Genomic DNA, 13,651 nt, shown 5'->3' on the forward strand with positions numbered 1-13,651 from the left:
CATGCTCGATATAAGACGCATCCCCATCCCTGCCCTGATCGGCCTGGTGCTGACCGCCCTGTTCGTGCTGGCGGCGATCTTCGCGCCGTGGATCTCGCCGCACGACAATGCCGAGATCGTCGGCGACGTCTGGGAACCAATGTCGGCCGCGCATTGGCTGGGCACCGACAATCTCGGCCGCGATCTGCTATCGCGCATGATCTACGGCGCCCGCATCACCCTGTTCATCGCCGTGCTGGCCACCGCGCTGTCCTTCTCGCTCGGCGCCATACTCGGTTTTTCGGCGGCGGTGTTTGGCGGCTGGTTCGACACGATCTTGTCGCGCCTCGTCGACCTGCTTATGTCGATCCCGACCCTGATCATGGGCCTGGTCGTGCTCTCCGTGCTGCCGACAAACCTGGTGACGCTGATCCTGGTCATGGGCATTCTCGATTCGACCCGCGTCTACCGCCTGTCGCGCGCGGTGGCCGTCGACATCAACGTCATGGACTATGTCGAGGCCGCCAAGCTGCGCGGTGAAGGCAGCGCCTGGATCATCTTCCGCGAGATCCTGCCCAACGCGCTGTCGCCGCTCGTTTCGGAACTCGGCCTGCGCTTCATCTATGCGGTGCTGTTTCTGTCGACGCTGTCCTTCCTCGGCCTTGGCGTGCAACCGCCGGACGCCGACTGGGGAGGCATGGTCAAGGAGAACAAGGACGGCATCGTCTTCGGCATTGCCGCGGCACTCATTCCGGCGGGGGCGATCGCCGCGCTCGCCATCTCGGTCAACCTTGTCGCCGACTGGATCCTCAACCGCACGACAAGCCTGAAGGGAGGACGCGGGTGATGGCTGATAGCAACGCGAAGCCCGGACAACCCAAGCCAGGCGTGCTGCTCGATATCAGGAATCTGCGCATCGAGGCCACGGTCTATCCGCCCGGCGAAGCGCCAAAGAACATCGTGCTGGTGCACGATGTCTCGCTGACGCTGGAAAAGGGCAAGGTGCTGGGCCTGATCGGCGAATCCGGCGCCGGCAAGTCGACCATCGGCCTGTCGTCGATGGGCTATGGCCGTGGCGGCGTGCGCATCACCGGCGGCGAAGTGATCCTCAACGGCCGCGATATCCTGAAGGGCGGCAAGGAAGGTTTCCGCAAACTGCGCGGCCGCGAGGTCTGCTATGTCGCGCAGTCGGCGGCGGCCGCCTTCAACCCGGCGCACCGGCTGATGGACCAGGTGGTGGAAGCCACGCTGCTGCATGGCACGGCGACACGCGCCGAGGCCGAAAAGCGCGCCGTCGCGCTGTTCAGGAAGCTCAGCCTGCCGAACCCGGAAACCATCGGTGAACGCTTTCCGCACCAGGTCTCGGGCGGCCAGTTGCAGCGCGTGATGACGGCAATGGCGCTGTGCTCGGAACCCGACCTGATCGTCTTCGACGAGCCGACAACGGCGCTCGACGTGACGACGCAGATCGACGTGCTGGCGGCGATCAAGGACGCCATCCGCGACACCCATGTGGCGGCGCTCTACATCACCCACGACCTTGCCGTCGTCGCCCAGGTCTCCGACGAGATCATGGTGCTGCGCCATGGCAGGCTGGTCGAATGGGGTGGTACCCGCCAGATCATCAAGGAGCCGCGCCAGGAATACACCAACGCGCTGGTCTCGGTGCATGAGATCGAGCACCAGGAGCAGAACCCCGGCGCCACGCCGTTCCTGTCGGTGAAGAACGTCACCGCCGCTTATGGCGGCGGCCACGTCAAGGTGCTGAAGAACGTGTCGGTCGACATCTACCCCGGCCAGACGCTGGCAGTGGTGGGCGAATCCGGCTCCGGCAAGTCGACGCTGGCGCGCGCCATCACCGGCCTTTTGCCGCCCGAGCAAGGCACTGTCACCTTCGATGGGCGGCCGCTCGCCAACCGGCTCGCCGGCCGGCCGAAGGAAGATCTGCGCCAGCTGCAGATGATCTACCAGATGGCCGACGTCGCGATGAACCCGCGCCAGACCGTCGGCACCATCATCGGCCGGCCGCTCGAATTCTATTTCGGCATGCGCGGCAGGGAACGCGACAAGCGCGTCGCCGAACTGCTCGACGAGATCGAAATGGGTAAGGGCTTTGTCGACCGCTATCCGGCGGAACTTTCAGGCGGCCAGAAGCAACGCGTCTGCATCGCCCGCTCGCTCGCCGCCAAGCCGAAGCTGATCATCTGCGACGAGGTGACCTCGGCGCTCGATCCGCTGGTGGCCAACGGCATCCTCAAGCTGCTGCTCGACCTGCAGCAGCACGAGAAGGTCGCCTATCTCTTCATCACCCACGATCTGGCGACAGTGAAGTCGATCGCCGATTCGATCGCGGTGATGTATCGCGGCGAAGTGGTCCGCTACGGTTCGAAGAGCAAGGTTCTGACGCCGCCCTTCGACGCCTATACCGACCTTCTCCTGTCGTCGGTCCCTGAGATGGAGATCGGCTGGCTGGAAAAGGCGATCAAGGGGCGGCGCATGGCCAGCGCGGGGAACTAACGACCTGCTGGTCGGGCCCGGGACCCCATCCCTGCCCTCTATGACAAGACTGCATGGAGCAGCCCATGGCGCTCAAATCCAAGCTTCTGCTGATCATCCTCGACGGCGTTCCCTATCGCAACTGGCGCCGGCTGATGGGCAATCTCGAAGGCTGGGTGCAATCGGGCGAGGCGCGGGTCTGGAAGATGCGCTCAGTGCTGCCGTCGACCTCGGCCTGCTGCTATGCCTCGATCCACACCGGCGTGTCGCCGCAGGTGCATGGCATCCTCTCCAACGAGAACCGGTTCCGCGTCGCGCAGCCCGACATCTTCTCGGAAGTCAGCAAGGCCGGAGGCAAGACCGGGGCGGTGACCCACTCCTACTGGTCGGAATTCTTCCGCTCCTACCCGTTCGACCTGGTCGAGGACATGGAATATGACGAGCCGGGCGGGCCGATCACGCATGGCCGCTTCCACACCATGACCGGCTACAACGCCCGCAACCAGATGACGCCGAGCGATGTCGATCTGCTCGCGACGCTGACCATGCTGACCAAACGCCACGGCATCGACTACGGCATCCTGCACACCTGCACACTGGACTCGATGGGCCATCGCTTCGGCCATGACTGCCACGAGATGGACCATGCGGTCTATGCGATGGATGGCATGCTGGCCGCCTTCCTGCCAGGCTGGATCGCGGCCGGCTACGAGGTCATGGTCACCGCCGATCACGGCCAGACCGACCGCGGCCACCATGGCGGCCATGATAACGAGATGCAGGATTTCGCGCTGTACTATTTCGGACAAGGCCAAGGGCCTGAGGCCGATACGCTGCTCGACCAATTGCAGCTGGCGCCGACGGTGCTGAGCCGGCTCGGCGTGCCGGTGCCCGCGACGATGAAGGCGAAGCCTTTCTTGGGGTGAGGGCGGCTTTCCCTTCTCCCCTTGTGGGAGAAGGTGTCGCCGAAGGCGATGGATGAGGGGTGTTCCAGGGAACGCCAACGTCTCACTCCGCTGGACCACCCCTCATCCGTCTCGGCGCTGCGCGCCGATCCACCTTCCCCCACAAGGGGGGAAGGAAGGCGTCCCTACTGGCAACCGCCCCGCTCTTCGGTTAGCCTCCGCAAATTCCTTGGCGGAGGATGAACCTTTTTGGACCGATCGGCGACAGAGCAGGCAGGAGCCAGGCGGCTCGACCGGCCATGACGGCGGCGACGGAGACCGATCGCGCGCTTGTCGACCGGGTCGCGAAGGGCGACCGTGCCGCCGTGCGGCTCCTGTTCATGCGTCACCACGCGCGCGTCTACCGCTTCGTGGCGCGCCAGACGGGATCGGAAATGATGGCTGACGATATCGCGAACGAGGTGTTCCTTGAGCTGTGGCGCCAGGCGCCAGGCTTCGAAGGGCGCTCCGAAGTCTCGACCTGGCTGCTGGGCATCGCCCGGTTCAAGGCGCTGTCGCTGCTGCGCAAGAAGAAGGAAGACTGGATCGACGACGAGGCGGCCGCCGCGGTGCCGGACAGCGCCGACACGCCGGAGGTCGTCACCATGAAAGAGGACAAGGCCGCCGCCTTGCGCCGCTTCATCGACGCCTTGCCCGAAGAACACCGCACGGTGATCGATCTTGCCTATTATCACGGGCAGTCGGTGACAGAGATCGGCGAGGTGCTCGCCATCCCGGTCGCGACGGTCAAGACCCGGATGTTCTACGCCCGCAAGAAACTCGGCGAGGCCCTCAAGGCCGCCGGTTACGACAGGGAGTGGCCATGAGCGCCGCTGAAAAAATGTCGCGTCGCGACGAAATGGAAACGCTGCTGCCGTTCTACCTGAACGGCTCGCTGGAAGGCTCCGACCTCGAAGCCGTAGAGGAGTGGCTGGCGACCGATCCGGCGGCGATGGCAGCCCTTGGCGAGGCCGAGGCCGAATTCTCCGGCACATCGGCCGCCAATGAAGCAATCCGTCCGCCAGCCGATGCGCTCAGCCGCTTCGCCAAGGCGCTCGATGCCGAGGCCGGACCTGCACGCAAGCCGGCTGGCTCGTCCTGGCTGGCGCAGGCCTGGAGCCGCTTCATGGCTGTGCCGGTCGGCGTCGCCTGGGCGACGGCCGCGGTCCTGCTGGCGCTGATCGCGGTGCAGTCCCTGGTGCAGCCCGGCGGCAAGGGCAAGGATTTCGAGATTGCCGGCGCGCAAGACGATCTGGCAGAAATGCCGTTCGCCCTGGTCAAGTTCAAACCGGATGCGAAGATGTCGGACATTTCGGCATTTCTCGGCAGCAACGGGCTGAAGGTCATCGGTGGACCGACCGCGGACGGCGTGTTCCGGATCGGCATTCCCGCCGCCAACGCAGCCGACTATGCCAAGCAGCTTGGCCTTATTGCAGCCCAGCCATTCGCCGACACTGTGATCGAGGGAAGGAAAGCGGTTGATGGCGGCTGAGGCGGCCCTTCGATTTGCGGCAATCGTGGCGGCGGCGATGACAATCACCGCCGTGCCTGCGTCGGCACAGACCAATGCCGCCAAGAGCGACCAGACGAAAATCGACTGCCGAAACGGCACCAACGCGGCCGGCGCAGATTGCGCCAAGGACGGCAGCGCCAGCGGCAATGCCGGCGGTGCGGGTCCTGCCCAGGCGGCGGCCGTCTTTCTTCCCGCCTTGATCGTCGACCTGTTTCCCAATCCGGTCGCGCCTCCGGCACCGGTGCCGACGCCGCCGCCGGAACCGGTCACGCCGCCCGGCAACAATCAGGCCGGCCCTCCGGCCGGCGGGCCGATCGTCTCGCCGACCGATCTCGTCGCCGTCCAGCCACCGCGCGCCGTGGCCGGCGATTTCGTGCCCGACGAGGTGCTGGTGACGGTCGACGGCGATGCCGGCGCCGTGCAGCAGATCGCCGCCTCCTTCGGCCTCCAGGTGCGCTCGCAGCGCCAGTCACGCCTGCTCGGCACCACTTTGGTACGCTTCGGTATTCCCGATGGTCGCCCCGTCGGCGTCGTGCTGGCGCAGCTTGCCGCCGACGGCCGGACGCAGCGGCGCGAGCCCAACCACATCTACTCGCTGCAGCAGGCCGCCGGCATCGTCAACTATGCCTTTGACCGTATCGCGCTCGATGCCAAACAGGCGAGCGGTCAAAACGTCCGCGTCGCCGTCATCGATACCGGCATCGATGACACCAATCCGGCACTGGCCGGTGTCATCGCCGCGCAGTTCGACGCCATGCCCGACGTACCGGTCGAAAAGCGCGACCATGGCACCTCGATCGACGGGCTGATCGCCGGCGTCGGCGCGCTGGAAGGCATGGCGCCGGGCGCCAGGATTTACCACGCCCGCGCCTTCGAAGGCGGCAAGTCGACCATGGACGTCATCCTGTCCGCGCTCGACTGGGCGGCCGAGCAGAATGTCAGCATCATCAATATGAGCTTCGTCGGGCCGAAGAACGACCTGCTCGGCGCCGCCTGCCGCAATGCCCGCGCGCTCGGCATGGTGCTGGTCGCCGCCGCCGGCAACAACGGGCCGAAGGCGCCCTATGGCTATCCGGCCGCCTTCGACGGCGTCATCGCCGTGACCGCGACCGACGCCAAGGACGGACTGATGCCGCAGGCCAATCGCGGCGCCTATGTCTTCATCTCGGCGCCGGGCGTCGAAATGGTGGCGCCAAGCGGCGCCGGCTCGGATGTCGTCACCGGCACCTCTTTCGCCGCGGCGATCGTCAGCGGCGCCATCGCCAATCTCCTCCATGCTTCGCCCGCCCGCTCGGCCGATGACATCGAGAAAGCGCTGGCGGCAACGGCCAGGGATCTCGGGCCCACGGGCAGAGACAATGATTTCGGCTACGGCTTGTTGGACATCAAGGCCGCCGGGGCGGCAAGCGACTAAGGTTAGCTTGGAGTTTAACGTGGCTGCGAACCAGTGAGATCACTCAGTCAATGCGCTCAAAGGTGTCCAGGCTCGTCCCGAAGGCGCGCCATGCTCCAACCGTGGTCAGCTTTGCGGGCTCACCTTCCGCCTCGGCTGAGAGCACTTGTCCGGCCACCGTGTGCCACAACATCTCGATCTTGCCATCTCGAACAATGCCGGTGTAGCTGACAGCCGCAGGCCCCGCCTTTCCCGACGCCGCAGACGTGAAGCCAATCACATCTCCATGAGCGGCGCCATAGAATGGCACCACCATCCCGGAGAAGCTGCTGTCCGGCAACGCTGTCCTGAAGACACCCCGGATCATGCCACCACTATCATCTTCGATAATCACAACCGAGCCGTATTGATTGCGCCAAGTGCCTTTCCACGAAACCATATTTGCCTCCTCTCAGCCCGTCATGCGCTAACGTTGGGGGGCGGCTTACCGTTCCGCATGATTACCGTGCCGCCCCCCCTCGCTCAGAGTGATTGCGTTTCGACCGCTAGGCCGGCGCTCCCGCAACCGATCCCCTGACCACCAGATCGACCGGCCAGACTTCGCCGCGGGCGCCTTCTTCCAGCCCCGAAATCCGCGCCGCCAGCCGCTCGGCGACGCGGGCGCCGGCAAGGCGGATGGATGAGCGCGTCGTCGACAGCGGCACAGAAAAATTCTCCGGCTTCAACCAGGGGAAGACGTCGTCATGAGCGATCAGCGAGACATCGCCGGGAATGGTGAGGCCGAGGTCGCGCACCGCGCGAACGACGCCCAGCGCCATGATCAGGCTGGAGCAGGCGATCGCCGTCGGCGCGTCGCCCTCCTCGAGCAGGCGCCTGGTGGCGCGATAACCGTTCTCTTCGGTCATGACCACGGAGCAGACATGGCGTTCGCCCAGGCTTAGCCCGCTTGCCGCGAGCGCGCGGCGCACGCCGCGCTCGCGATGGATGGCGAAGGTCTCGCGGTCGTCGCCATTGATCAGCGCAAGCCGCCGGTGGCCGAGCTGGACCAGCAGCCGCGCCGCTTCGTGGAAGGCGCCCTCATTATCGATGTCGAGATAGGGATAGTCGAAATCGAAGCCCTCGCTGCGGCCATGGACGAGGAAGGGAATGCCGAGCGTGCTGACCAGCGCCACCCGACTGTCCTGCGGCCGCGGCGAAGAGATATAGACGGCATCGACCTGCCGGTTGGCGACGATGCGCCGATAGGTCGTCTCCTGGTCGTCGGCGTCGGCCGGGGACAGCACGAGGTCGAGCTCGTGCGAGCGGGCATAGTCGCCGAGGCCGGACAGAAACTCGACAAAATGCGGATCGATGTCGACGGCCGCACCCGTCGGCAGGACATAGCCGATCATGCCGGATTTGCCGGTCGCCAGCCGCCGCGCGCTCGGATTGGGGCGATAACCATGGCGCTTGGCGGCGTCCATGACGCGCCTGCGCGTCTCCTCGTTGACCTCCGGATAGCCATTCAGTGCCCGGCTTACCGTGGTCTGCGAAAGCGCCAGCATATGCGCGAGCTGCTTGAGGTTCACAACGGCCTCCATTCCCTCAAAGCGCTTTTAAATTGAATCGACCCAATCGCCACAAAGGCGCGACGGTATCGAGATGACCATAGTCGGGGTTGGAGTCAGTTTGAAACGAAAATTGCTGTTGCGCTGCCAAAAAAGCATGCTGCGGTGCACTTTTCGGCGGCATAATCTGCAAAATTAAATCGATTAGCTACCGAGCCTCTTGACTTTCAGATGATTCAATGGCGTGATCCAAAAAGCCAAAGCGCTTTGGAAGGCTCTTCGAAAGGTTGCGGTTCCCTTGCGACTGAGTCACAGTCCTGCGGCGTCGGCGGGCGGAATGGAGGTTCCGTCCGGTGTGTGTGACCCACTGGGAGGAATACCGATGAAGAAAATGCTTTTGCTGGGTGTTGCGTTTGGTGCGCTCGCCCTGAATACGCCCGCGCATGCCGAACTGAAGTTCAAGCCAGGCGAGGACAAGCGCTTCAACTGGGCAAACTTTGAAGACCTCAAGAAGGTCGACCTCAAGGGCGAGACGCTGACCATCTTCGGGCCGTGGCGCGGCGAGGACGAGACGCTTGTCCGTTCGGTGCTCGACTATTTCTCCGAGGCGACCGGCGCGGAGGTGAAATACTCCTCGTCCGAAAACTACGAGCAGCAGATCGTCATCGATACCCAGGCCGGCAGCCCGCCGAACATCGCCGTCCTGCCGCAGCCGGGCCTGATCCAGGACCTCGCTTCCAAGGGCGTGCTGACCCCGCTGGGCGACGACGTCGCCGCCTGGATCAAGGAAAACTACGCCGCCGGCGACTCCTGGGCCAAACTCGGCACCTATACCGGCAAGGACGGCAAGTCGGCCTTCTATGCCTTTCCCTACAAGATCGACGTGAAAGGGCTGGTCTGGTACTCGCCCGACAATTTCGAGGAAGCCGGCTACAAGGTGCCGAAGACGCAAGAGGAACTGGCCGAGCTCGAAAAGAAGATCATCGCCGATGGCGGCAAGCCCTGGTGCATCGGGCTTGGTTCCGGCGGTGCGACAGGATGGCCGGCGACCGACTGGGTCGAGGACATCATGCTCAGGACGCAGCCGCCGGAAGTCTACGACAAGTGGGTCAAGAACGAGATCCCGTTCACCGACCCGGCGGTGGTCAGCGCCATCGACATCTTCGGCAAGATCGCCACGGACGACAAGATGGTGGATGGCGGCGCCAAGGCAGTGGCGGCGACCGATTTCCGCGACAGCCCGAAGGGGCTCTTCACCGTGCCGCCGAAGTGCTACATGCACCATCAGGCATCGTTCATCCCGTCCTTCTTCCCGGAGGGCGTGAAGCTCGGCCAGGACGCAGACTTCTTCCCCTACCCGCCCTACGCCTCCAAGCCGGAACTCGGAACGCCGCTGGAGGTCGCCGGAACGCTGGTGATGATCACCAAGGATTCCAAGGCATCGCGCGAGTTCATCAAGTTCCTCGAAATGCCGCTCGCGCATGAATTGTGGATGGCACAGAAGAGCTTCGTCACCCCCTTCAAGAGCGCCAACAAGGATGCCTATGGCAGCGATGCGCTGAAGAAGCAGGGCGAGATCCTGGTCGGAGCGACGACAGTCCGCTTCGACGGCTCCGACCTGATGCCCGGCAAGATCGGTGCCGGCTCATTCTGGACCGGCATGATCGATCTGGTCGGCGGCAAGTCCGCCCAGGACGTGGCCGCCGACATCCAGAAGAGCTGGGACGCAATCAAGTAGATCGCAACAGGCAAGCTGGAACCTTACTGATCCTCCTGCAGGATCCGGGCCACGGCCCGGGTCCGACCGGCGGCATACGCCGGAAGCCTTCGCGTTTCGATTGTTCCGAATGACTCACAAAGTCGGTGCATCCGACCGCCAGCTTGCCTGGCTGGTCATGCGCAGGGAGAGGGACCCATGGCGGCTCAGATTTTCTCGGCCATTTTCGTCATCATCATCGGCGTCGGCGGCTGTGTCGCCTACTTCTGGGGCGCCAACAAACTGCTGGACCTGACCTTCCCTTCGCGCGGGGTCACCGGCACGGCTGCCGTCAACAATCTGCGCCGGCAGGGCCTTGTGCGGCCATGGCTGTTCGTCGGCCCGGCGCTGATCATTCTCACCATCTACCTGATCTACCCGGTGATCGCGACGCTATGGCTCTCCTTCCTCGACCGCGGCGGCAGCAGTTTCGTCGGGCTCGCCAACTATGAGTGGGCTTTGCGCGATCCAGACCTCCGGCGCTCGATCCTGAACAACCTGCTGTGGCTGGCCGTGGTGCCGGCGGCCTGCACCTTCCTCGGCCTGATCATCGCCGTGCTCACCGACAAGATCTGGTGGGGCACGATCGCCAAGAGCCTGATCTTCCTGCCGCTGGCCATCTCCTTTGTCGGCGCCAGCGTGATCTGGAAGTTCATTTACGAATATCGCGGCGAGGGCCAGGTGCAGATCGGCCTGCTCAACGCCATCATCCAGCATTTCGGCGGCCAGCCGCAGGTGTGGATATCGCTGCCGTTCTGGAACAATTTCTTCCTGATGATCATCCTGATCTGGATCCAGACCGGCTTTGCCATGGTCATCCTGTCCTCGGCGTTGCGCGGCATTCCGGAAGAGACGCTGGAGGCCGCGGTCATCGACGGCGCCAACCCGTTCCAGATCTTCTGGAAGATCATGGTGCCGCAGATCTGGGGCACCATCGCCGTTGTCTGGACCACCATCACCATCCTGGTGCTCAAAGTTTTCGACATCGTGCTGACCATGACCAACGGCCAGTGGAACAGCCAGGTGCTGGCCAATCTGATGTTCGATTGGATGTTCCGAGGCGGCGGCGATTTCGGCCGCGGCGCAACGATCGCCATCATCATCATGATAGCGGTCATCCCGATCATGGTCTGGAACATCCGCCAGGCGAACAAAGAGACGGGAGGACATTGAGATGGCCGTCGCGACCGGAAAATCCTTCGCCAGCCGTTTCGGCGTCCACATAGCGGTGCTGGTCTTCGTTGCCATCTGGACCATTCCGACACTCGGCATCCTGGTCTCGTCGCTGCGCGACAAGGACCAGATAGTCGCCTCGGGCTGGTGGAATTCATTCGCCAGCTCCAGCCAGACCGAGGCCGGGCGGCTGCCGCCCGCCACGGCGCAGACCCAGAAGGACGGCAAGTACGTTCTCGAGGGCAACATTTTCGGCGATGGCGCCAAGCGCAACATCAGCGCCTTCGGCGTCAAGGCGGCCGCTCCGACGCAATATCCGGCCGGCTCATCGGCCGACCTGGGTGAAGGCGTCACCCTGCAGGTCAATGCCGACGGCAGCTTCGTCATGACCTCGCCCAAGGCGTTCGAAGGCGACCGCGGCCAGCGTCTCTACTATGCTTCGTCGGCGCCGCCGAAATTCACCCCAGACAACTACCAGACGGTGCTGTTCTCGGAAGGCATCGGCCGCTCGTTCATGAATTCGCTGACCGTCACCATACCGGCGACGGTCATCCCGATCCTGATCGCCGCCTTTGCCGCCTATGCGCTGGCCTGGATGCGGTTTCCCGGCCGTGCGCTGCTGATCGCGGTCATCATCGGCCTGCTGGTGGTGCCGCTGCAGATGTCGCTGATCCCGCTGCTCAAGCTCTATAACGGCGTCGGTACTTTCTTCGGCGTGCCGTCGAAGACTTATCTCGGCATCTGGCTGGCGCATACCGGCTTCGGCCTGCCTTTCGCCATCTACCTGCTGAGGAGCTATATCGCCGGCCTGCCGCGCGAGATCATGGAATCGGCCCGCATCGACGGCGCCAGCGATTTCGAGATCTTCGTCAAGATCGTGCTGCCGCTGTCCTTCCCGGTGCTGGCCTCCTTCGCCATCTTCCAATTCCTGTGGGTATGGAACGATCTCCTGGTGGCGATGGTTTTCCTTGGTACGGCACCCGACCAGATCGTGTTGACGGCCAAGCTCAACGCGCTGCTCGGCTCTCGCGGCGGCAACTGGGAGATCCTGACGACATCGGCCTTCATCACCATCATCGTGCCGCTAATCGTCTTTTTCTCACTGCAGCGCTATTTCGTCCGCGGGCTGCTCGCCGGCTCGGTGAAAGGAGGCTGAAACCATGCAATCCGCTTTGAAAGCCAGTTCGAACCCCGACCTCGCCATCGATCGCGACTGGTGGCGAGGCGCGGTGATCTACCAGATCTATCCGCGCAGCTACCAGGATTCGAACGGCGACGGCATCGGCGACCTCAAGGGCATCATCGGACGGCTGCCCTACATCGCCGCGCTCGGCGCGGACGCCATCTGGATCTCGCCCTTCTTCAAATCGCCGATGAAGGATTTCGGCTATGACGTCTCGGACTATTGCGACGTCGACCCGATGTTCGGCACGCTGGCCGATTTCGACGCGCTGACGGCGGAGGCGCACCGGCTGGGTCTCAAGGTGATGATCGACGAAGTGCTGTCGCATACGGCCGACATCCATCCCTGGTTCAAGGAAAGCCGGTCGAGCCGTAGCAATTCCAAGGCCGACTGGTATGTCTGGGCGGACGCCAGGCCCGACGGGACGCCGCCCAACAACTGGCTGTCGATCTTCGGGGGGTCGGCCTGGCAGTGGGACACCAGCCGCCAGCAATATTACCTGCACAATTTCCTGGCCGAGCAGCCCGACCTCAATTTCCACAACCGCGAAGTCCAGGATGCGCTGCTCGACGTCACCCGCTTTTGGCTGGAACGCGGCGTCGACGGCTTTCGCCTCGACACGATCAATTTCTACTTCCACAGTCAGGGCCTGGAAAACAATCCGCCGCTGCCGCCGGAAGAACGCAACGACCAGACCGCGCCGGCGGTCAATCCCTACAACTACCAGGACCATCTCTACGACAAGAGCCGCCCGGAAAATCTCGGCTTCCTCGAACGCTTCCGCGCTTTGCTCGACGAATATCCGGCAACCGCCGCCGTCGGCGAGGTCGGCGATTCGCAGCGCGGGCTGGAAGTCGTGGCCGCCTACACGGCCGGCGGCAAGCGCGTGCACATGTGCTATTCCTTCGACTTCCTGGCGCCGGAAAAGATCAGCGCCGCCAAGGTGCGCTCGGTGCTGGAAGCCTTTGGCAAGGTCGCCAGCGACGGCTGGTCGTGCTGGGCGTTTTCCAACCATGACGTGATGCGCCCGGCCTCGCGCTGGGCCGCCGGCGAACCCGACCCTGTCGCCTATCTCAAGGTCATCTCGGCGTTGCTGATGTCGCTGCGCGGCTCGGTCTGCATCTACCAGGGCGAGGAACTCGGGCTGGGCGAGGCCGAACTGCGCTTCGAGGACCTGCAGGACCCCTATGGCATCCGCTTCTGGCCGGAGTTCAAGGGCCGCGACGGCTGCCGTACGCCCATGGTGTGGGATGGCGGCGCCAGGAATGGCGGCTTTTCCCAGGCCAAGCCCTGGCTGCCGGTGCCGGCCAAGCATCTGGCGCAGGCGGTCAATGTCCAGCAAGGCGACCAGGCTTCGCTGCTCGAGCACTATCGGCGCTTCCTGACCTTCCGCCGCGCCCATCCGGCTCTGGCCAAGGGCGACATCACCTTCATCGAAAGCGAGGGCGACACCGTCGCCTTCACGCGCCGCGCCGGCAACGAGCAGGTTGTCTGCGTCTTCAACCTGGGCGCCAAGCCGGCCAAGGTTGACCTTGGCAGCCGATCACTGCAACCTTTGCCGGGACACGGGTTTTCCGGGCAGGCGAGCACCGGTTCGATCGAGCTTGGCGGCTACGGCGCCTGGTTCGGGCGCATAGACTGAAATCTTTGAGGAAATCACTGGGAGG

Annotated in this window: 12 protein-coding genes; 10 read left to right on the forward strand and 2 right to left on the reverse strand. The window is 64.1% G+C overall.

Translation table 11 applies throughout. From position 1 onward, the window contains the following. The first annotated feature begins 1 nt into the window (after position 1). The 6 genes from CK226_RS13160 to CK226_RS13185 all read left to right on the forward strand — a co-directional run bounded on the left by CK226_RS13160 (position 2) and on the right by CK226_RS13185 (position 6,346). Positions 2 to 826, forward strand: a complete 825-nt coding sequence (locus CK226_RS13160) for an ABC transporter permease (protein WP_095789423.1) — start codon at positions 2 to 4, stop codon at positions 824 to 826. Continuing rightward, positions 826 to 2,496 (forward strand): ABC transporter ATP-binding protein, encoded by a 1,671-nt coding sequence (locus CK226_RS13165; protein WP_095792180.1) that lies wholly within the window; start codon positions 826 to 828, stop codon positions 2,494 to 2,496. Before CK226_RS13160 ends, CK226_RS13165 begins: the two co-directional genes overlap by 1 nt. 65 nt (positions 2,497 to 2,561) lie before the next feature. Then, positions 2,562 to 3,401 (forward strand): alkaline phosphatase family protein, encoded by an 840-nt coding sequence (locus CK226_RS13170; protein WP_095792071.1) that lies wholly within the window; start codon positions 2,562 to 2,564, stop codon positions 3,399 to 3,401. A gap of 278 nt (positions 3,402 to 3,679) precedes the next feature. After that, positions 3,680 to 4,246 carry a sigma-70 family RNA polymerase sigma factor gene (locus CK226_RS13175; RefSeq protein WP_095792181.1) on the forward strand — a complete coding sequence of 189 codons (567 nt, stop codon included), beginning with the start codon at positions 3,680 to 3,682 and terminating at the stop codon, positions 4,244 to 4,246. Continuing rightward, positions 4,243 to 4,911, forward strand: coding sequence for an anti-sigma factor (locus CK226_RS13180; RefSeq protein ID WP_095792182.1), 669 nt, complete (start codon positions 4,243 to 4,245; stop codon positions 4,909 to 4,911). The genes CK226_RS13175 and CK226_RS13180 overlap by 4 nt, the downstream gene beginning before the upstream one ends. After that, positions 4,901 to 6,346 (forward strand): S8 family serine peptidase, encoded by a 1,446-nt coding sequence (locus CK226_RS13185; RefSeq protein WP_095792072.1) that lies wholly within the window; start codon positions 4,901 to 4,903, stop codon positions 6,344 to 6,346. Before CK226_RS13180 ends, CK226_RS13185 begins: the two co-directional genes overlap by 11 nt. Before the next feature lie 43 nt (positions 6,347 to 6,389). Here the strand turns inward: CK226_RS13185 and CK226_RS13190 are convergent, their stop codons facing one another. Together CK226_RS13190 and CK226_RS13195 are read right to left on the reverse strand one after the other, a co-directional pair. Beyond that, positions 6,390 to 6,764, reverse strand: a complete 375-nt coding sequence (locus CK226_RS13190) for an avidin/streptavidin family protein (RefSeq protein WP_095771555.1) — start codon at positions 6,762 to 6,764, stop codon at positions 6,390 to 6,392. A gap of 106 nt (positions 6,765 to 6,870) precedes the next feature. Next, positions 6,871 to 7,893 carry a substrate-binding domain-containing protein gene (locus CK226_RS13195; RefSeq protein WP_038653696.1) on the reverse strand — a complete coding sequence of 341 codons (1,023 nt, stop codon included), beginning with the start codon at positions 7,891 to 7,893 and terminating at the stop codon, positions 6,871 to 6,873. A 361-nt stretch (positions 7,894 to 8,254) separates the two neighbouring features. Between CK226_RS13195 and CK226_RS13200 the strand changes: the two genes are divergently transcribed. The 4 genes from CK226_RS13200 to CK226_RS13215 all read left to right on the forward strand — a co-directional run bounded on the left by CK226_RS13200 (position 8,255) and on the right by CK226_RS13215 (position 13,626). After that, positions 8,255 to 9,610 carry an ABC transporter substrate-binding protein gene (locus CK226_RS13200; protein WP_095771554.1) on the forward strand — a complete coding sequence of 452 codons (1,356 nt, stop codon included), beginning with the start codon at positions 8,255 to 8,257 and terminating at the stop codon, positions 9,608 to 9,610. 177 nt (positions 9,611 to 9,787) lie between these two features. After that, positions 9,788 to 10,801: a sugar ABC transporter permease gene (locus tag CK226_RS13205; protein WP_095771553.1), complete on the forward strand. Its 1,014-nt coding sequence runs from the start codon at positions 9,788 to 9,790 to the stop codon at positions 10,799 to 10,801. Between the two features lies 1 nt (position 10,802). Further along, positions 10,803 to 11,957, forward strand: a complete 1,155-nt coding sequence (locus tag CK226_RS13210) for a carbohydrate ABC transporter permease (protein ID WP_095771552.1) — start codon at positions 10,803 to 10,805, stop codon at positions 11,955 to 11,957. A 4-nt stretch (positions 11,958 to 11,961) separates the two neighbouring features. Continuing rightward, positions 11,962 to 13,626, forward strand: coding sequence for an alpha-glucosidase family protein (locus tag CK226_RS13215; RefSeq protein ID WP_095792073.1), 1,665 nt, complete (start codon positions 11,962 to 11,964; stop codon positions 13,624 to 13,626). Positions 13,627 to 13,651 lie beyond the last annotated feature (25 nt).

Origin of the sequence: Mesorhizobium sp. WSM4311 (assembly GCF_002295115.1) — a bacterium.
GTDB lineage: Bacteria > Pseudomonadota > Alphaproteobacteria > Rhizobiales > Rhizobiaceae > Mesorhizobium.